Below are 16918 nucleotides of genomic sequence, written 5' to 3'. Positions count from 1 at the left end.
TGACGGGCGGCGGTCTCCGCCGAGGCAGGTCAGGGAGCGAGGCGTATGTTCGACTTCTCGACGCGGATGAGCGGCGAACGGCCCGTGCGGATGGTGCTGCCGCAGGTCGCGCCGCCGACGGACGGCCGCGTGATCCTGCGGCGGCTGTGGCGCGGCAGCGGCTTCATCGTGCTGGGTGGCCTGTTCATGGTCGCCGTCGCGGTGGCGCTCCTCGGCCTGATCCCGCCCCGCTACACGTCGAGCATCCAGATCTTGGTGGATCCGAGCGACCTGCGCGTCGTCGAGAACGACGTGAACGCGCGCCAGCCCCAGGCCGACAGCGGCGTGTCGATCGCCGAGAGCCAGGTGCGGGTGATCCAGTCCGACAGCGTCCTGCGCCGGGTGATCGCCAAGCTCCACCTCGACCAGGACGACGAGTTCGTCCTGCCGGACGGCAACAACCCGACCCTCACCTGGATCAAGGGCGCGCTGGGCATGCTGCCCCCGCCGGCGAGCCGCGACCCGGTCTTCACGGCCCTCGACACGCTGCAGAACCGGCTCACTGTCCGGCGGGCCGAGCGGACCTTCGTGATCGACGTCTCCGTTCAGTCGCGCGATCCCGAGAAGGCCGCCCGCATCGCCAACGCCGTCGGCGACGCCTACTTCGCCGAGGAGGCCGCGGCCCGGACCGAGACCGCGCGGCGCGCCTCCGACGCCCTGGCGGGGCGGCTCAACAGCCTCAAGCGCGACGTCGAGCAGGCCGAGAGCGCCGTGGTGCGCTACCGCGAGGATCACAAGCTCGTGGCCGCCAGCGGCCGCCTGCTCACCGACCAGCAGCTCGGCGACCTGAACCAGCAGCTCGTCACCGCCTCCATCAAGACCGCGGAGGCCAAGTCGCGCCTCGATCAGGCGCGCCGGATGCGGTCGTCGGATCCCAGCACCGCACTGCCGGAGATGCTGCAGAGCCTGGAGATGCAGGCCCTGCGGCAGCAATACGCCACGCTGTCCCGCAACACCGCGGAGCTCGCCACCCGCCTCGGCGAGCGCCACCCGGCCATGGCCGAGCAGTACGCCCAGCAGCGCGACCTGCAGCGCCTGATCCAGCGCGAGAAGGAGCGGATCATCGAGACGACCCAGAAGGATTACGACCGCGCCGCCGCGAGCGAGGCGGCGATCCGGGCCAATCTCGACCGGGTGAAGAACGAGACCGCGTCCAGCGACCGGGCCTATGTCGGCCTGCGCGAGCTGGAGCGGACCCTCGACGCCCGCCGCGGCATCTACGAGGCCTATCTGAAGCGCGCCCGCGAGGCGAGCGAGCAGGAGCGGCTCAACACCACCAACGTCCGGATCATCTCGGCCGCGGTGCCGGCGCGCCAGCGGACCTTCCCGCCCTCGCCGAAGATCGTCCTGCCGGTGGCGCTGGTCCTCGGCCTGCTGCTCGGCGGCGGCATCGCCCTGCTGCTCGGCGCCGACAGCGACCGTCGCCGCAGCCTGCGCGCCGCCACCCGGCCGGCCGCGAGCTTCCGGGCCGCCGATGCGTGACATCGGCGAGATCAGCCTCTACCTGGGCGCTATGGATCCGGTCCTCGGGGAGGCACACACGGTGAGCGCCCCGGCCCCCGCGGCGTCCGGATCGCCGCAGACGGGCGCGACCGTCGAACTCTTCGGCTACCGGTTTCACACCGGTCCCGCCGCGACCCTCGTGGCCGACGTCGCGGCCCGGCGTGACGGCCGCCCGCGCATGATCGTGACGGCGAACGTCGATCACATCGTCCAGCTCAGCGAGAACGCGCCGTTCCGCGAGGCCTACGCGCGCGCCGCGGCCCGGACCCTCGACGGGATGCCGCTGGTCTGGCTGGCCCGGAAGACGTGCGGCCAGCCCGTGCACCGGATCACAGGCCACGATCTCCTGGGCTGCGTGCTGGCCGACCCGCCGGCCTTCGCGCGGCGGGTCTTCTTCGTCTCCGCCCGACAGGACGCGGCGGACGCGCTGGCGACCCGGCTGCAGGCGGCGGGCCTTCCCCTAGGCGCCGTGGCGAGCGCCGTGCCGCCCTTCGGCTTCGAGCACGACGCGGCCTACAGCCGCGCCCTCGCGGAGCGAATCCGCGCCCACGGGACGACGCTGCTGGTGATGGGCGTCGGCGCGCCCAAATCGGAGATCTGGGTGGACCGCCACGGCCCGACGCTCGGCGAGCCGGTGGTCTTCTGCGTCGGCGACGCCCTCAACGTCGCCGCCGGGTTCCTGCCGCGCGCCCCGCGGCTGATGCAGCGCCTCGGCCTCGAGTGGATCTACCGGTTCCTGCAGGCGCCGCGCCGGCTGTTCCGGCGCTACTTCATCAAGTCGTGGCGCTTCATCGGCCTCGCCGCGCGCGACCAGTTCCGGCGGCGCGCCGGCTGACCTCAGCGCCGCTCCGCGAACAGGTCCGGCCGCCGCAATTGGAGCGCGAAGAGCAGCGTCAGCGACTTCATGTCGGTGATCGCGCCGCGGCGGCCCATGGCGGCCAGTTCCGGCAACGGGATCTCGTGGACCGCCACGGCCTCGCCCTCGGCGGCGAGACCGCCGCCGGTTCCGGTCCGGTCGGCCTCGCCGTAGGCGGCGAGGAACAGGTCCATCCGCTCCGTGGAGATCCCCGGCATCGACCAGGCGCTGGCGACGAAGTCGAGGGCGCTGAGGCGCAGGCCCGTCTCCTCCATCGCCTCGCGCCGCGCCTCGTCCTCGGAGGCGCCCTCGTCGAGGAGCCCGGCCGGCACCTCGATGTGGCTCGGCGGCCCGCCCGAGTAGAGCACCGGCGCCCGGAACTGCGAGACGAGCGTGGCGACCCGCCGCTCCGGATCGTAGGGGAGCACCGCGACCGCCCGGCCGTGATCCTCCATCTCCCGGGTGATGCGGCTCCCGTCCTCCTGCATCACCTCGGCGACGAGGTAGCGCGCCCAGCCGTCATGTACGAGGCGCACGCCCCCGATCCGTGGTGCCATTCCGATCTCGCCCCGCTCCTGGAGCCCGACCGATCGTTCAGGAATGCGGCGGCCTTGCGGACACGGTGATGCGGAAGCGCAGGCGCCCCGCGGGCGGCCCCTCGAGGCGCTCGGCGGCGTCGAGGCGGGCGCCCTCCTCGCGCACGAGGTTGGGGATGTCGAGGGCGGCCAGGGGGTCGGTGCAGGTCACCACCAGCGTCCGGCCCGGGGCGAGGCCGCGCAGCGCCTTGCGGGTGCGCAGGACCGGGAGCGGGCATTTCAGCCCGCTCAGGTCGAGGTCGACGCAGTCCGGATCCTCGTCCCGCAAGCCGGAAGCTCCCGAGCCGGCGCGGATGCCGGCCCGGCGGTCTTAGGCACCGCGGCGGCCCGGCGCCAGCGGTGCCGTCACCACGCGTGATAGCCGAAGGCGGGTCCGGAGTAGCTGTCCGGCGCGGTCCAGACATAGCGGGGACCGTTGTAGCCGTACTCGAAGCCGCGGCTCGGGACCGGCGCGTAGGCGTAGCCGTAGCCGAACGGCGCGGGATAGCCGTACTCGCCGTAATAGCTGTACTGCAGCCGCCCCCGCGCGGCCACGGTGCCGGCGATCCGGCCGCCGGCCCCGTGATGCCAGCGCCCCGGGGCCGGCCCGGCCCCCTCCAATCGCGCCAGATCGGCCGCCCGCGCCGTGCTCACGGCCGCCGGCACGGAGGCCATCCCGGTGAGGATGACGGCGATGATGCGGATCATGATGCGGCCTCTCTCCGGGCGTCACTCTCTGTCAGAACGTTCTATTAGCACGTTCCAACGGCGATTCGCGCGGGCGGCGTGGGCCGCTCAACCGGGTGCTAGAAGACGCATTCCGTGAAGGCCGGACGCACGCAGGCGCCCCAGCGACCCTCGTAGTCGGCGAGGAGATCCTCGGCCCGCGTCCGCCCGGCCGCGACGACGGCCTCGAGCGGCTGCAGGTAGATCACCTCGTCCCGGCCCTCGGCGTCGCGGCGGCCCCGGGCCCGGAGGCCCGCCCGGGCGATCGCCAGGGCCTCGGCGGCGACGGCCCCGAGCGTGGTGTTGGCCACCGGCGTCGCGAGCCCCAGGCGCGGCGCCGTGGCGCGCGCGGCCTCGCGGTTGGCGAGGCTCCACCCCTTCACGAGGTCGAGGGCCGCGTCGAGGGCCGAGTCGTCGTAGAGGAGACCGGTCCAGAAGGCGGCCTGGGCGGCGATCATGCCGGGGCCGCCGACATCGGCGCCGCGCATCTCCAGGAAGCGCTTGAGCCGCACCTCGGGGAAGGCCGTGGAGGCGTGGTTGGCCCAGTCCGAGACCGTGGCGAACTCGCCGGGCAGCTGCGGGAGCTTGCCGGCCATCAGGTCGCGGAACGAGGCGCCCGACACGTCGTGGTAGGTGTCGCCCCGCTTGACGAAGTACATCGGCATGTCGAGCAGCCAGTCGACATAGGCCTCGTAGCCGAACCCCGCGTCGAAGGCGAAGGGCAGCATTCCGGTCCGGTGGGGATCCGTGTCGCGCCAGATCTCGGAGCGGCGCGACAGGAAGCCGTTCGGCCGGCCGTCGGTGAAGGGCGAGTTGGCGAAGAGCGCGGTCGCGACCGGCTGCAGCGCCAGGGACGCGCGCATCTTGCGCACCATGTCGGCCTCGGAGGCGAAGTCGAGATTCACCTGCACGGTGGCGGTGCGCAGCATCATGTCGAGACCGAGGGACCCGACCTTCGGCATGTAGCCAGCCATGATCCGGTAGCGGCTCTTGGGCATGACCGGGGTCTCGTCCCGGCGCCATTTCGGGCTCATGCCCAGCGTCAGGAAGCCGATGCCCAGGGGATCGGCCACCCGCTTCGCCGCGGCGAGGTGCGTGGCGAGTTCCGCGGCCGTGGCGTGCACGTCGGGAAGCGCCGCGCCGGACAGCTCGAACTGGCCGCCGGGCTCGATCGAGATCGCGCCGCCCGCTTCCGCCGACAGGCCGATGATGTTGCCGAGATCGAGGATCGGCTCCCAGCCGGTCTCGCGGGCGAGTCCCTCCAGGAGCGCCCGGATGCCGCGGTCCCCCTCGTAGGGGACCGGCGCCCGCGTCTCCCGATAGAACGGGATCTTCTCGTGCTCGGTGCCGATCGCGAAGCGCGCGCGCGGCTTCTCGCCCGCCGCGAACCATTCGATCAGTTCGGCGCGCGTGGTGAGCGGCGTGGTGTCGTTGCTGTCGCGCGCCATGCGCTGCCTGCCCGTGCGTCTGACGTGTGCCTGGGAACGGGCGCGCCGGACTGCTCCGGCGGATCCACCCGGTACAAACCCGCTCTCGCGAGCGGGATCCGGGCGGACACCCGCCCCCGACCCCGATGAGCACGCGGCGCAGGCGGCGTCCGATCCGGGACATAATCGAGCCGCCGTGAACCCACAACGCGGCGGTCTCGACCGGCGCGCCGCTTCACGTCTGATCCGGGGAAACAATCGACCGGCGCGGTCCTTCCATGTGCGCGGGCACACATGGATCGGGGCGGCGCGCGTCAGCGCGCGTCGCCGAGCACCGCCTGCACCAGGGTCAGCACGGCGACGGCGGCGGTGTCGGCCCGCAGGATGCGCGGCCCCAGGGAGAGCGCCACGGTGTTCGGCCGCGCCCGGATCAGCGCCCGCTCCTCCTCCGAGAAGCCGCCTTCGGGACCGACCAGCACGGCGAGCGGAGGGGGCGCCAGCGGGTCGCCGGCCGCCCGCAGGGCCGCGACCGGGTCGCGCACGGGCGCGTCCTCGTCGCAGAACACGAGGAGCCGCCCGGGCGCGAGGCCCGCGAGCGCGGCGGGCAGGCGCTCGGGCTCCGGACAATCGGGAATCGCCAGGATCCCGCACTGCTCGGCGGCCTCGACCGCGTTGGCCCGCAGCCGGTCCATGTTCACGCGGTCGCCCTGCGTGAACCGGGTGATGACCGGTCGGATCGTCCCGGCCCCCATCTCGACCGCCTTCTGCGCGAGATAGTCGAGGCGCGCGCTCTTCAGTGGGGCGAACAGGTAGTGAAGGTCGGCGCGCGCGGGCTGCGGACGCGTCCGCGCGGCGACGTGCAGGTCGGCGCCCTTGCGCCCGGTCTGGACCAGATGGGCGCGCCACTCGCCGTGGCGGCCGTTGAAGACCAGGACCGGATCGTCCGGCCCCCGGCGCAGCACGTTGAGCAGGTAGTTGGCCTGGGCTCGGTCGAGGGGCAGAATCACCCCCGCCGCGAGATCGGCCGCGACGTGGAGGCGCGGAGCGGTGAAGTCATAGGCCGGCATGGCGGCGTGGTCGCGCGGGCCGGCGGGCCTGTCAACGCGGGGGCCGCGACCGAAAGTGTTGCCGAATGGTTACGAGCCCCGGTTTTCGGCAGCCAGTCCACCGGTGCATGGCGCAGCCGGTTTGCCGCTCGAATGACGCCACAATCCTATGGCGAACCCAACGGAACGGAAGAGAGCCGGCCGCTCGCGGATTCGGCAGGGGCGTCGAGGGAGTCGCGGAATGGCGAAGGGGAGTCTGAAGCTGGGGGCGGCGGTGCTGGTCGGCACCGTCCTGTTCGGCACGGCGGCGTTCGCGCAGAGCGCGGCACCGGAATGCGGCGCCATCCAGAAGACCCTGGCCGAGCGCAAGGCCCTGGTGGGCCGCGCCAACGCGGCGTCGCAGTCCAAGAAGAAGATGACCCCGCAGGAGGCCTGCGCCCTGTTCGGGAAGCTCCAGTCCAACGGTGCCGAGGGCATCAAGTGGATCGCCGCCAACAAGGAATGGTGCTCGATCCCCGATTCCTTCGCCGAGGGCTTCAAGGCCGACCACCTGAAGGTCAGCGGCATCCGCACCAAGATCTGCAGCGTCGCCGCCCAGGCGACCAAGATGGAGGCGCAGGCCCGCGCCCAGGCGCAGGCCCAGGCGGGCGGCGGCGGCGGCGGGCTGCTCGGCGGCCCGGGCTTGACCGGAAGCTTCAAGCTGCCGCAGGGCGCGCTCTGAGATCGTCTGAGAGGATCGCGGATCCGGCGCGGGTCCCCCCTCGGCAGCGGCGGGGGATTCACGTGCGGGACGACCGGAGATCCGACCGATGAACGGCACGGTGTTTGACGACGGGCGGCCGGCCGACGCGGTCTCCGGGCACTGGGTCGACCGGCGGGCGCCGCGGCCCTGGCGCCCCTACCTGCGCCTGGCCCGGATCGACCGGCCGATCGGCTGGTGGCTCCTTCTCCTGCCCTGCTGGTGGTCGGCCGCCCTGGCGGCGATCGCCGCGGACCAGGCCTTTCCCGACCCCTGGCACTGCCTGCTCTTCCTGATCGGCGCGGTGGCGATGCGCGGGGCGGGCTCGACCTACAACGACATCGCCGACCGCGACCTCGACGCGCAGGTCGAGCGCACGCGCCTGCGCCCCCTGCCCTCGGGCCAGGTGAGGCCGCGCCACGCCGCCCTGTTCCTGGTGATCCAGGCCCTGATCGGGCTGTCCGTCCTGCTGCAGTTCAACGCGGAGGCGGTGATCATCGGTCTCTGCTCGCTGCTGCCGGTGGCGATCTACCCGTTCATGAAGCGGGTCATGCCGCTGCCGCAGGCGATCCTGGGACTGGCCTTCGCCTGGGGGGCTCTGATGGGCTGGGCCGCCGTGTTCGCCCGCCTCGATCCGCCGGCGCTCCTGCTCTACGCGGGCGCCCTGTGCTGGGTGATCGGCTACGACACGATCTACGCGGTGCAGGATATCGAGGACGACGAGATCGCTGGGATCCGCTCCTCGGCCCGCCTGTTCGGCCGGCACGTGCGGCTCGCCGTCGGGCTCTGCTACGCCCTGGCCGCTCTGTTCGTGGTGCTGGCCGCGCGCGGGGCCGGAGCGGGGCTCGTCGGGTATCTGGGGGTCGCCGCCTTCGCCGGGCACCTCGCCTGGCAGGTCCTGTCGCTGCGCGAGCGCGACGGGCGCGGGGCTCTCACGCTGTTCCGGTCGAACCGGGATGCGGGCCTGATCCTGTTCGTCGGCCTCACCGCCGACGCGCTGCTGCGCAACCTGTTCTAGGCGCCGTCGGCGCCCTCAGGTGCGGGCGATGATCTCGTTCTCGCCGCGGAAGATCTGCGGGCGCGCGGGCAGACGACCGGTCTTGCGGCGGGCCAGGAAGCGCGGGCGACGGCGGCCGAGACCGGCGTGGCGGCGACGGATGCGGACCTGACCGAGAATCAGCCGGCCGATCTGCTGGGAGACCGGGACGAGGAGGCCGTCCTCCCGGACGATCATCCGCACGAGGCCCGCCCGCGCCGCGATGTCGCGCCACAAGGCGACCACGTCGTCCTCCTCGAAGCTGCCGAGGCGCTGCAGCACATCGCCTTCGGCGTCGACGAGGATCAGGCTGAAGCGGTCGGCGCCCACGATCTCCGCGTCCTCGGTGGCGTAGGCGAGCGCGATCCCGACGGCCCGGCGCGCGCCGGGGGTGCAGCCGATCACCGGAAGCGGCGAAGCGACGAAGCGGGGCGCGGTGTCGGCACCGTGCATCGGGTGTCCTGCGTGGCTTTTGTCCGTGGCCGGGGAAGTGTTCATCGGTCCGAGTCCCTGGAGCAAGTGGCGACCCCTGTCGGGCCGTCCGTTATGCCAAGCAAAATCGCACCCGAACTCCTCCGCACCGCTTAAGAGCCGTCGTTAAGCGAATCTGGACAGCGCTGTCATTTGCGGAATGCTCAATGCTTCCTTGAATGCTCAACGTTTCCTTGCGCAGATCGGTCGTTATCGATCGATCAACCAGCATCCTTGTGGCGCTGCGGACGCCGCCGTACAACGGGGCGACCGGGCGCGCGATCCTCCGCGCCGGGTCTTCTCAGCCCGACCGGGTGAGCCCAAGCGGGCCCGGACGTCCGCGCCGCCGGACGGGCGGGCCGGCGGGGCCCTCGCGGGCCGCACGGATTCCACGCGGAGCGCGATGCCAGAGCCTCTCACCGACGATGCCGTATCCGCCCTGATGCCGGAGCTGCGCGCCGTGATGCGCGAGGCCGCCGACATCGCGCGGCCGTTCTTCAGGCTCGGCGGGCAGACCTCGGCCCGCATCTGGTCGAAGGCCGGCGGCTCGCCGGTGACCGAGGCGGACGTCGCGGTCGATGCCTTCCTGAAGGTGCGTCTGAGCGCCCTCGTGCCGCGGGCGGCGTGGCTGTCGGAGGAGACCGCCGACGACCCGGCGCGCCTCGGCCACGACCTCGTGTGGATCGTCGATCCGATCGACGGGACGCGGGCGTTCCTGTCGGGCCATCCGGACTGGTCGATCGCGGTGGCGCTCCTGTCGGGCGGCGAGCCGCTGATCGGCTTCGTCCACGCGCCGGTGGGCGACGCGGATTACGAGGCCGTGCGCGGGCGCGGCGCGACGCGGAATGGCGAACCGATCCGCGTCGATACCAGGCAGAGCCTGCCCGGCGCCCGCGTCACCGGCCCGAAGCCGATGCTCGACCGCTTGGCGCGGGGCGCCGGAGCGGAACCGGATTTCGAGGTGATCGCGCGGATCCCGTCCCTCGCCCTGAGGCTCGCCCGCGTGGCGGACGGGACGGTCGATATCGGGATGATCTCCGGGCATGCCCGCGACTGGGACCTGGCCGCCGCCGACCTCGTACTGCGCGAGGCGGGCGGCGTGGTCTGCGATTTCTCCGGGGCGGCGACGCCGTACAATCGCGCCGACCCGGTGCACGGCGAGTTGCTCGCCGCGCCGGTGGGTCTGCGCGACCCGGTGCTCGCCGCCTGGGACCGCTGAGGCCGAGGCCCCGGACGTGTCCGCGGCGAGCGGCGAACGACCTCAGGCCGCCGCGGTCTCGCGGATCTTCACCGCGGCGGGCGCGAACCCGAGACGCTCGGCGAGATGCCAGTGCAGTTCACGCGGGGAATGGTAGTTGTAGGACCGGTCGATCAGGTCGCTGAGATCGGCCCCGGTCTGATCCGCGGTCTTGGCCCGCGCCAGCTTGCCGACCCGGAAGGTCGGGGCATCGGTGACGGGGGAACGGACGCCGCGGCGCCGTGTGTACTCGAATAACATCACTGTCTTTTCTTTTCTGGACCGGACGTTGGCTGCGCCCGGCGTCGTTTCTGGGATATTGCCTCCGACGCGACCGGAACCCGGGCAGTCTCGCCCGGGCAGGCAGCGTCGGAAGGGGGAACCGCGTCCGGCGGCCGCTTCATGCGCCACCCGCAATCCTCAGTTGCACACTTCGGCGCAGTGAGGGCGCGGGAGGCGCCTCGGAACCCGCGACGGTCAGGCCGCCTGCAGGTTGCCGGCGGCGTCCTTGCCGCTGCGCTTGTCCGTGAGGATCTCGTAAGCGATCCGCTGGCCTTCGATCAGGTTGCGCATCCCGGCGCGCTCGACGGCCGAGATGTGCACGAACACGTCCTTGCCGCCGTCGTCGGGCTGGATGAAACCGTAGCCCTTGGTCTCATTGAACCACTTCACAGTGCCGGTATTCACGTAGTGTACCTCGTTCGTCCATAGGCCATCCGCGCGGCACGAGGGCCGCGTGATGCACCACGGTCTTTCTGGATTTGGCCAGTGCGGCGGGGCGCGAGTCGCTGAACCTTGAACAGCGTCAGCCTCGGTGGATAAGCCCCCCGAGGACGTATTTAGGCGCAGGCTGCGGCCGCAACAAGGCATGGGCGGCGTATCATCTGCGTCGCAGGCCGGGATCGGGAGGGGGCCGAGCGGCACCGCCCCCTGTGATTCCGGGCATTCACGATGCATATACGGAATGCGCTCAAGCAGTTAAGGCGCGTGGCTCTGGACGATACATGGCAGGCATCTCGGTCTCGCTGGACGGTGCGAACATCCAGCTCTCCTTCCAGAAGGACGATCAGGCGACGGCGGTGGTGATGGATGCCCGCGCCGCCCGGGCGCTGGTGCGCGCCGTCGGGCAACTCCTCACGGCAATCGACGATACCGACGAGCCCGACATGCCCGACGAGATGGGCGACGAGGAGGTCGCCATGCTCGACGTGACGTCGTCGGCCATCGAGGTCGGCACCGACGACGAGGGCCAGGCGGTGGTCGCCCTGCAGGCCGGCGCTCTGCCGCCGTTCCAGCTCCGCCTGACGGACGAAGAGGCCCGCCACGTCGTGACGAGCCTCTCCGAGATCCTCAATGCCCCGCGCGACGTGCGGACCTCGCACGGCGGTCACTGACGGCCCGGCGCACCGCCGTCGCGGGCGCCGTCACATGCGCGTGCCGGGATCCGTCGGCGTGCCGGGGAAGATGTCCGGCTCGGAGCCCGGACCGCCGGGTTCGCCGATCCCCGGATCGTTCACCGGATAGGGCGTGCGCGGGCCGGTCGGGCCGATATCGGGCTCCTCTTCGGGCGTCGGCGGGGGCGGCGGCAGGTCGCCGGGCGTGGGCTCGGGAAGGCCGGGATTGGCCATGACGCGACTCCTGGTGGTTGGGATGGGGACCAACGGGCCGCCTTCCCGGGGGTTCCGATCACTGGTCCGGCGCCCGCTTCCGGACGCGGCCGGGCGGCCGAGGGCCGCGGGAACGGGCGGGACGACCCTCCGTTAGCCGGGCAGACCCCCCAGCCGGAGACCCGCCATGCCCGACATCCGCCAAGCCAAGATCCTGATCCTCGCCACCGACGGCTTCGAGGAGACCGAGCTGACCGTCCCGCAGGCCAAGCTGGCCGAGGCCGGCGCCGCGGTCACCGTCGCCGCCCCGCAATCCCGCCAGAGGAAGGGCACGATCCGCGGCTGGGACAAGACCGACTGGGGCCGAGAGGTCGCGGTCGACACCGACCTGGAGCAGGTCGACCCGGCAGCCTACGACGCCCTCGTCCTCCCGGGCGGCCAGATCAACCCGGACAAGCTCCGGCTCGAGCCCGAGGCCCTCGCCCTGATCAGGAGCTTCCTGACCTCCGGCAAGGTCGTTGCCGCGATCTGCCACGCCCCGTGGCTTCTGATCGAGACCGGCGCGGCCAAGGGCCGCGACCTGACCTCGTTCGGCTCGATCCGGACCGACGTGATCAATGCCGGCGGCCGCTGGCACGACAAGGACGTCGTGACCGACCACGGCATCGTCACGAGCCGCAACCCGGGCGACCTCGACGCCTTCTGCGCGAAGATCGTCGAGGAGATCCAGGAGGGCGGCCACGGCGCCCGCCAGCTGGCGGCGTGATCCGCGCGGGCGCCGGACGACCGGCGCCCGCGCTCAGCCGCGGCCGCGCTCGCCGGTGACCTCCAGCACCGTGCAGCCGCGGATCGGGCGGCCGTACTCGTCCGCGCCCTCCACGGTGACCCGGTGGGCGCCGGGGGCGAGGTCGTCCGGGAGCCGCGCCGTCCAGATATGGGTCGAGGGCACCGCCTTCACCCAGCTCTTCTTCGTCTCCGGGTAGCGCTCGTAGAGCTCGGCGACGAACGGGTCGGGGCGGCGGATGCGCGCCATCGGCCGGGGCGGCGCGTCCCCGACCCAGAACGCGAGGCGCGTGCGCGGGCCGCCGTCGAACACGTTCACCACCAGGGTCGTGTCGGCGAGCGCGTCCTGCGGCACCGGCGGCCGGAGCCCCTGCACGGGCCGGGTCAAGCGCACAACCTCGGGCGCGCCGGCCCGCAGCTCGCTCTCGAACAGGATCCGCATGGTCTCGTCCGGCTGCCCCTGCGCGGCGACGTAGCGCGTCGTGTAGTCGGTGCCGCGGATCGACAGGACGTGGAACCCGTTCGGCGTGCCGTCGCGGCTGTCGGCCGAGGGGATGCCCGTGCGGGTGTCGGGACCGCTCCACCACGAGCCCGACACGGCGGTGAGCACGTGATGGTGATGGCCGTCGGCGAGGTAGTGGTGCTCGGTCGTGTGGGTGTGGCCGGCGAGGCTCAGCACCTTGCGGCCGGCGAGAAGGTCGAGGAGCGCGGCGCGGTCGGTGGTGTGGGTGCGGGGCTCTTCGGGACCGGTGTCGGTGTGCAGGGGGATGTGCATGGCCAGCACGATCAGGTCGTCCCGCGGGATCTCGGCCAGGAGGTTGCGCAGGAAGGCCAGGCCGCGGTCGCCGATCCGGCCCCGGTAGGTGTTGGCGCCCACCGGCACGGGCGGCCCGAGCCACTCGACGTTGTCGAGCATCACGAACCACACCCGGCCGTGCCGGAACGCGTAGGTCGGCGCGCCGAACACCCGCTTCCAGGTCTCGCGGCTGTAGCGCGCGTCCGGCGCCTGCATGTTGAGGTCGTGGTTGCCCGGCAGGCTGTACCAGGGCAGGCCGATCTGCCCGACGATCCGGTTGGACCGGCCGTAGAGCGAGAGATCGTCGAACAGCACGTCGCCGGTGGTCAGGCCGAAAGCGGCCGGGATCGCCATGGCGCGGGCGACCGCGGTGTCGCGCACGTGATCGAGTTCGAACCGGCTCTCGGGCTGGGGATCGGTGAACAGCACGACGTCGAAGTCGTCCGGCTCGTCCGCGCGGGTCAGGGTGAAGTCGATCGAGGTCGGGAGCGGGCCGGTGGGCGCGAGCCCGCGGTAGCGCAGGCCCAGCTCGGCGGGCGTACCGCCGGGCTGGTGGATGTAGGAGTGGCGCGGCACGTTGTCGGCGTCGCGCGGCAGGGCGTAGCCCGGCGGCTTGATGACGAAGACCGCGCCGTCGCCCGGCATCGGCAGGCGGTAGCGGCCTCGCGCGTCGGTCCGCGCGATCTCGCGACCGTTGGACACCAGCACGCCCGGCAGCGGGACCGGCTCCCCGCCGGCCGCGTCGCGCGCGGAGACGATCCCGGTGGCCTCGGTGGCCTCGGCGGCCTCCTGCGCGCCGGCCCGGCCCGCGACGAGGCCGAGGGCGGCGGCCCCCGCCATGGTGCTCCGGCGGGTCAGGCCTCCGGGCTGGGTGTCGCGCGACATCGATGGCTCCTGCACGGCTTCGCGGCGCGGCGTCCCGCGGGAGGCCGGCAACCGGCATCCGGGACGCTGCCTCCGGGGCCAACCAGACGCGTTTGACCTCCGGATGACAGGCGCGGCCCCGAACGCGCGAGGCCCGCGCCTCGGCAGAGGTGCGGGCCTCGGATCGGGTTCGACGGACGGGCGTCGCCGGGAGCGGTCGGCGCCCGCGGATCCGACTACTCCTCGTCGCCGGGCTCGAAGGTCTGCGGCATCGGCTCGGCGCTGGCGACCGGGGTCGGCGCGCCGATCGTCGAGGGCACGTTCACGCCGTCGCGCTTGTAGATGTCGTCGCGGAACTGGACGATGCCGTCCGGGGTCGACCAGGCGGTGATGTAGGTCCAGTAGACCGGCACCGGCTGCGAGATGTTGGCGTCGATGCGCTTGCCGCTCTCGATCGCCTCCTCGACCTTCTGGCGGTCCCAGCCGGGCGTGTCCTTCAGCAGCCACGTGATGTACTCGCGCACGTTCTGCACGCGCACGCAGCCCGAAGAGATGAAGCGGAAATCGTCGCCGAACACGCCCTTGGTGTTCGTGTCGTGCATGAACACACCGTAGGGGTTCGGGATGTTGATGCGGACGATGCCCATCGAGTTGAAGTCGGCGCCCGAATCCTGCCGGTAGGTGTAGCGGGTGCCCTCGTCCGAGAACCAGTTCACCGACTTCGGCGAGACCTCGGAGCCGTTCGACAGGATCCGGATCTTGTTGTCCGTGAGGTAGTTCGGATCCTTCTGCATCTTCGGGATCAGGTCCTTCTTCACGATGGAAGCCGGGACCGTCCAGGTCGGGTTGAAATTGATCTGCGTCGCCTTGGTGTTCATGATCGGCGACTGGCGGTCGATCTTGCCCACGCCGGCGGCGTGGAGCGTGACGACCTGACCGTTCTCGACCGTCTCGACGAGGGCGGCCGGGATGTTGGTGATCACGAAGCGCCGGCCGAGGTCGCCCGAGTAGGAGCGCAGGCGCACGACGTTGATCTCGAGCTGGCGCAGGCGCACGTCGGCGGGCACGTTCATGGCCTGCTGGGTGGCCATCGTCATCGCGCCGGTCTGGCTGAGGCCGTGCCGGGCCTGGAACCGCTTCACGCCCGCGGCGACGTACGAATCGTACACGCCCGAGCCGCCCGCGGCCGGATCGAGGTCGCCGGTGACGATCAGGCGCTGGCGGATGGCCGCCACGGCCGGGCCGCGCGAGCCGATCCGCAGGTGGTCGGCGCCGGAGACCTGCCGCCAGCCACCGCGGGCGACGATGTCCTTGTAGCGCTCCACCATCTGCTCGGTGGACGTCACGGTCTGGGGCGAGAGGATCGGCACCGTCTCGCGCTGCACCTGCATGCCGGCGGGTGAGGCGTAGTCCTGCGCCCACTCGGCCTGGGCGTAGTTGCCCTGATCGCGGGCTTGGGCGCCGCCGATGCCGAGCGCGCCGAGGGCGGCGACGCCGAGGATCGCGGGGAACCGGTTTTGTGCCTTCTTGCGCATCGGTCGCTGGCTCTGGTCCGGGGTTCGTCAGGTCGTGACGGGAGCGGATTGTCTCGGGCGCCACGGTGTCGGGATGGCGTTAAGACTCCCTATCGAAGGGGCCGGAATGTGGCATCGCCGTGCGCCAGCGCACGCGGCGTCCCGCTGCGGCACCCTGGCAACAGCCATCGTCGCGCCGGTGTGGCAGGGATGCCATAGCGGTCCGGTTCGGACGGCGCGCAGGAGCAGCATGGATTCGGGCGAGGCCCTTTCGGATCGACGTGTCGGGCCGGCCCTGCGGGCCGTCGTCGCCCTGCTGGCGCTCTACGCCCTGCTGCTCCAGGCCTTTCTCGGCGGCCTAATGCCGGTGCCGGCGGCGACCGACGGACTCTGCGCGCAGCATGCCGACGCGTCCGCTCCACCGGGCGCGCCCGTCCCCCACGACCACGGCGATTGCTGCACGGCGGCCCAGGCCACCGGCCCGGCGCTCCCGCCGCGCCCCTCGTCCGTCGGTCTCCGATGGGCCGCGACCGCTGACCTGCGGCCGGCCTGGCCCCGCACCGGGAGCGTCGGCGCCCGCGCGCCGCCCGGCACCATCGCGTCCCCGAGGGGGCCGCCGACCGCCTGAGCGATCACCACCTCTCGGATCCCTCAGGACGGATGTATTCCCATGAAGACCCTTGTCTCGGCCGCCCTCGGCCTCGGGCTGCTCGCCTCCGCGGCGCAGGCCCACGCGGTGCTGGAACGCAAGCAGGCCTCCCCCGGCGCCTCGTATCGCGGCGTCGTCCAGATCATGCACGGCTGCAACGGCAAGCCGACGACCCGCGTGAGCGTCACCATCCCGGAGGGCCTGATCGGCGCCAAGCCGATGCCGAAGCCCGGCTGGACCCTCGCGACGACGCGCGGTCCCTACGCCAAGACCTACGCGACCCACCACGGCACGGCCTCGGAGGGCGTGACCGCGATCACGTGGAGCGGCGGCTCCCTGCCGGACGATCAGGTCGACGAGTTCACCTTCCTGGCGCAGGTCGCCGGCACGTTCGAGCCCGGCGCGACCGTCTACGTCCCGGTCCAGCAGGATTGCGCGGAGGGCAGCTATTCCTGGTCGGAGATCCCCAAGGCTGGTCAGGACGCCCACGACCTGAAGGCGGCCGCGCCGTCCTTCCGGATCGTCCAGGTCGCGCAGACGGGCGGCGCGCCGGCCGCGGGGACGGCCGCGGCCGCGACGACCGTGAAGGCCGGTGACCTGACGATCGAGACGCCGTGGCTGCGCGCCACGCCGAACGGCGCCAAGGTCGCCGGCGGGTACGTGCGCATCACCAACACGGGGAGCGCGCCGGACACGCTCACGGGCGCCACGGTGCCGTTCGCCAAGAGCAGCGACATCCACTCCATGTCGATGGAGGGCGGCGTCATGAAGATGGCGCCGGTCACGAACGGCCTGACCATCAAGCCCGGCGAGACCGTGGAGCTGAAGCCCGGCGGCTATCACCTGATGTTCGAGGACCTGACCGGCGCGCCGAAGGCGGGCGAGACGGTCGCCGGGACGCTCACCTTCCAGCGCGCCGGCGCCGTGCCGGTGACCTTCACGGTGGCGCCGATCGGCGCGGGCGCGCCGGGCGGCCAGCACCAGCACCAGCACTAGCCGCCCGGGACGGAGCTTCGGCCCCCCGGGCGCAGCCGGGGCGCGGGCAGGTCC

20 protein-coding genes are annotated in these 16918 nt (G+C 72.3%); 9 read left to right on the top strand and 11 right to left on the bottom strand.

All coding sequences use genetic code 11. From position 1 onward, the window contains the following. Positions 1 to 45 precede the first annotated feature (45 nt). The gene (locus ACLBYE_RS15895; protein ID WP_020090661.1) at positions 46 to 1521 is read left to right on the top strand and encodes a GumC family protein; all 1476 of its coding nucleotides are present in this window, start codon (positions 46 to 48) and stop codon (positions 1519 to 1521) included. Next, positions 1514 to 2377 (top strand): WecB/TagA/CpsF family glycosyltransferase, encoded by an 864-nt coding sequence (locus ACLBYE_RS15890; RefSeq protein ID WP_447694898.1) that lies wholly within the window; start codon positions 1514 to 1516, stop codon positions 2375 to 2377. Before ACLBYE_RS15895 ends, ACLBYE_RS15890 begins: the two co-directional genes overlap by 8 nt. A 2-nt stretch (positions 2378 to 2379) precedes the next feature. On the opposite strand, the gene ACLBYE_RS15885 is transcribed toward ACLBYE_RS15890, so the two are convergent. From ACLBYE_RS15885 to ACLBYE_RS15865, 5 genes are all read right to left on the bottom strand, one after another. Then, positions 2380 to 2955 carry an NUDIX domain-containing protein gene (locus ACLBYE_RS15885; protein WP_026604542.1) on the bottom strand — a complete coding sequence of 192 codons (576 nt, stop codon included), beginning with the start codon at positions 2953 to 2955 and terminating at the stop codon, positions 2380 to 2382. Between the two features lie 37 nt (positions 2956 to 2992). Beyond that, entirely contained in the window at positions 2993 to 3262 is a 270-nt protein-coding gene (locus tag ACLBYE_RS15880; RefSeq protein WP_447694897.1) for a sulfurtransferase TusA family protein, read from the bottom strand. A 77-nt stretch (positions 3263 to 3339) separates the two neighbouring features. Continuing rightward, the gene (locus ACLBYE_RS15875; protein WP_447694896.1) at positions 3340 to 3681 is read right to left on the bottom strand and encodes a hypothetical protein; all 342 of its coding nucleotides are present in this window, start codon (positions 3679 to 3681) and stop codon (positions 3340 to 3342) included. 98 nt (positions 3682 to 3779) lie between these two features. Next, positions 3780 to 5147, bottom strand: coding sequence for a glutamate--cysteine ligase (locus ACLBYE_RS15870; protein WP_447694895.1), 1368 nt, complete (start codon positions 5145 to 5147; stop codon positions 3780 to 3782). A gap of 293 nt (positions 5148 to 5440) precedes the next feature. Next, on the bottom strand, positions 5441 to 6193 hold the full coding sequence (locus ACLBYE_RS15865) for a 16S rRNA (uracil(1498)-N(3))-methyltransferase (RefSeq protein WP_447694894.1): 753 nt from the start codon (positions 6191 to 6193) through the stop codon (positions 5441 to 5443). A 220-nt stretch (positions 6194 to 6413) separates the two neighbouring features. On the opposite strand from ACLBYE_RS15865, the gene ACLBYE_RS15860 reads away from it, so the two are divergent. Next, positions 6414 to 6893, top strand: coding sequence for a hypothetical protein (locus ACLBYE_RS15860; protein ID WP_447694893.1), 480 nt, complete (start codon positions 6414 to 6416; stop codon positions 6891 to 6893). 88 nt (positions 6894 to 6981) lie between these two features. Further along, positions 6982 to 7929 (top strand): 4-hydroxybenzoate octaprenyltransferase, encoded by a 948-nt coding sequence (gene ubiA, locus ACLBYE_RS15855; RefSeq protein ID WP_447694892.1) that lies wholly within the window; start codon positions 6982 to 6984, stop codon positions 7927 to 7929. A gap of 15 nt (positions 7930 to 7944) precedes the next feature. On the opposite strand, the gene ACLBYE_RS15850 is transcribed toward ubiA, so the two are convergent. After that, positions 7945 to 8400, bottom strand: a complete 456-nt coding sequence (locus tag ACLBYE_RS15850; RefSeq protein WP_447694891.1) for a DUF6101 family protein — start codon at positions 8398 to 8400, stop codon at positions 7945 to 7947. Between the two features lie 421 nt (positions 8401 to 8821). On the opposite strand from ACLBYE_RS15850, the gene ACLBYE_RS15845 reads away from it, so the two are divergent. Next, a complete protein-coding gene (locus tag ACLBYE_RS15845) occupies positions 8822 to 9637 on the top strand; it encodes an inositol monophosphatase family protein (protein ID WP_447694890.1) in 816 nt (271 codons plus the stop codon). A gap of 42 nt (positions 9638 to 9679) precedes the next feature. On the opposite strand, the gene ACLBYE_RS15840 is transcribed toward ACLBYE_RS15845, so the two are convergent. Beyond that, on the bottom strand, positions 9680 to 9916 hold the full coding sequence (locus ACLBYE_RS15840) for an AsnC family transcriptional regulator (RefSeq protein ID WP_447694889.1): 237 nt from the start codon (positions 9914 to 9916) through the stop codon (positions 9680 to 9682). A gap of 216 nt (positions 9917 to 10132) precedes the next feature. Beyond that, complete coding sequence (locus ACLBYE_RS15835) at positions 10133 to 10342, bottom strand: cold-shock protein (RefSeq protein WP_012322269.1); 210 nt, start codon at positions 10340 to 10342, stop codon at positions 10133 to 10135. Between the two features lie 317 nt (positions 10343 to 10659). Here ACLBYE_RS15835 and ACLBYE_RS15830 point away from each other — a divergent pair, with 317 nt between their 5' ends. Then, a complete protein-coding gene (locus ACLBYE_RS15830) occupies positions 10660 to 11049 on the top strand; it encodes a hypothetical protein (RefSeq protein WP_447694888.1) in 390 nt (129 codons plus the stop codon). Between the two features lie 30 nt (positions 11050 to 11079). Here ACLBYE_RS15830 and ACLBYE_RS15825 read toward each other — a convergent pair whose 3' ends face one another. Beyond that, on the bottom strand, positions 11080 to 11283 hold the full coding sequence (locus ACLBYE_RS15825) for a hypothetical protein (protein ID WP_012322267.1): 204 nt from the start codon (positions 11281 to 11283) through the stop codon (positions 11080 to 11082). Between the two features lie 166 nt (positions 11284 to 11449). Between ACLBYE_RS15825 and ACLBYE_RS15820 the strand changes: the two genes are divergently transcribed. Further along, positions 11450 to 12028 (top strand): type 1 glutamine amidotransferase domain-containing protein, encoded by a 579-nt coding sequence (locus ACLBYE_RS15820; RefSeq protein WP_447694887.1) that lies wholly within the window; start codon positions 11450 to 11452, stop codon positions 12026 to 12028. 33 nt (positions 12029 to 12061) lie between these two features. Here the strand turns inward: ACLBYE_RS15820 and ACLBYE_RS15815 are convergent, their stop codons facing one another. Beyond that, positions 12062 to 13726: a calcineurin-like phosphoesterase C-terminal domain-containing protein gene (locus ACLBYE_RS15815; protein WP_447694886.1), complete on the bottom strand. Its 1665-nt coding sequence runs from the start codon at positions 13724 to 13726 to the stop codon at positions 12062 to 12064. A 215-nt stretch (positions 13727 to 13941) separates the two neighbouring features. Then, positions 13942 to 15240, bottom strand: coding sequence for a L,D-transpeptidase family protein (locus tag ACLBYE_RS15810; protein ID WP_020090677.1), 1299 nt, complete (start codon positions 15238 to 15240; stop codon positions 13942 to 13944). Positions 15241 to 15469: 229 nt separating this feature from the next. On the opposite strand from ACLBYE_RS15810, the gene ACLBYE_RS15805 reads away from it, so the two are divergent. After that, positions 15470 to 15847 (top strand): hypothetical protein, encoded by a 378-nt coding sequence (locus ACLBYE_RS15805; protein ID WP_447694885.1) that lies wholly within the window; start codon positions 15470 to 15472, stop codon positions 15845 to 15847. A gap of 42 nt (positions 15848 to 15889) precedes the next feature. Then, on the top strand, positions 15890 to 16864 hold the full coding sequence (locus tag ACLBYE_RS15800) for a DUF1775 domain-containing protein (RefSeq protein WP_447694884.1): 975 nt from the start codon (positions 15890 to 15892) through the stop codon (positions 16862 to 16864). The last annotated feature ends 54 nt before the right edge of the window (positions 16865 to 16918 follow it).

The organism is Methylobacterium sp. A52T (assembly GCF_053346095.1).
Note: the sequence above shows the minus strand (reverse complement) of the source record. Positions and strands in the feature narration are given on the sequence as shown.

Bases quoted from the DNA above. Each gene is read 5' to 3' on its own strand.
- ACLBYE_RS15815 (WP_447694886.1), bottom strand. From the start codon at position 13,726: ATGTCGCGCGACACCCAGCCCGGAGGCCTGACCCGCCGGAGCACCATG.
- ACLBYE_RS15870 (WP_447694895.1), bottom strand. From the start codon at position 5,147: ATGGCGCGCGACAGCAACGACACCACGCCGCTCACCACGCGCGCCGAA.
- ACLBYE_RS15810 (WP_020090677.1), bottom strand. From the start codon at position 15,240: ATGCGCAAGAAGGCACAAAACCGGTTCCCCGCGATCCTCGGCGTCGCC.
- ACLBYE_RS15865 (WP_447694894.1), bottom strand. From the start codon at position 6,193: ATGCCGGCCTATGACTTCACCGCTCCGCGCCTCCACGTCGCGGCCGAT.
- ACLBYE_RS15875 (WP_447694896.1), bottom strand. From the start codon at position 3,681: ATGATCCGCATCATCGCCGTCATCCTCACCGGGATGGCCTCCGTGCCG.
- ACLBYE_RS15820 (WP_447694887.1), top strand. From the start codon at position 11,450: ATGCCCGACATCCGCCAAGCCAAGATCCTGATCCTCGCCACCGACGGC.
- ACLBYE_RS15890 (WP_447694898.1), top strand. From the start codon at position 1,514: ATGCGTGACATCGGCGAGATCAGCCTCTACCTGGGCGCTATGGATCCG.
- ACLBYE_RS15895 (WP_020090661.1), top strand. From the start codon at position 46: ATGTTCGACTTCTCGACGCGGATGAGCGGCGAACGGCCCGTGCGGATG.
- ACLBYE_RS15830 (WP_447694888.1), top strand. From the start codon at position 10,660: ATGGCAGGCATCTCGGTCTCGCTGGACGGTGCGAACATCCAGCTCTCC.
- ACLBYE_RS15805 (WP_447694885.1), top strand. From the start codon at position 15,470: ATGGATTCGGGCGAGGCCCTTTCGGATCGACGTGTCGGGCCGGCCCTG.
- ACLBYE_RS15860 (WP_447694893.1), top strand. From the start codon at position 6,414: ATGGCGAAGGGGAGTCTGAAGCTGGGGGCGGCGGTGCTGGTCGGCACC.
- ACLBYE_RS15845 (WP_447694890.1), top strand. From the start codon at position 8,822: ATGCCAGAGCCTCTCACCGACGATGCCGTATCCGCCCTGATGCCGGAG.
- ACLBYE_RS15850 (WP_447694891.1), bottom strand. From the start codon at position 8,400: ATGCACGGTGCCGACACCGCGCCCCGCTTCGTCGCTTCGCCGCTTCCG.
- ACLBYE_RS15825 (WP_012322267.1), bottom strand. From the start codon at position 11,283: ATGGCCAATCCCGGCCTTCCCGAGCCCACGCCCGGCGACCTGCCGCCG.
- ACLBYE_RS15800 (WP_447694884.1), top strand. From the start codon at position 15,890: ATGAAGACCCTTGTCTCGGCCGCCCTCGGCCTCGGGCTGCTCGCCTCC.
- ubiA (WP_447694892.1), top strand. From the start codon at position 6,982: ATGAACGGCACGGTGTTTGACGACGGGCGGCCGGCCGACGCGGTCTCC.
- ACLBYE_RS15885 (WP_026604542.1), bottom strand. From the start codon at position 2,955: ATGGCACCACGGATCGGGGGCGTGCGCCTCGTACATGACGGCTGGGCG.
- ACLBYE_RS15840 (WP_447694889.1), bottom strand. From the start codon at position 9,916: ATGTTATTCGAGTACACACGGCGCCGCGGCGTCCGTTCCCCCGTCACC.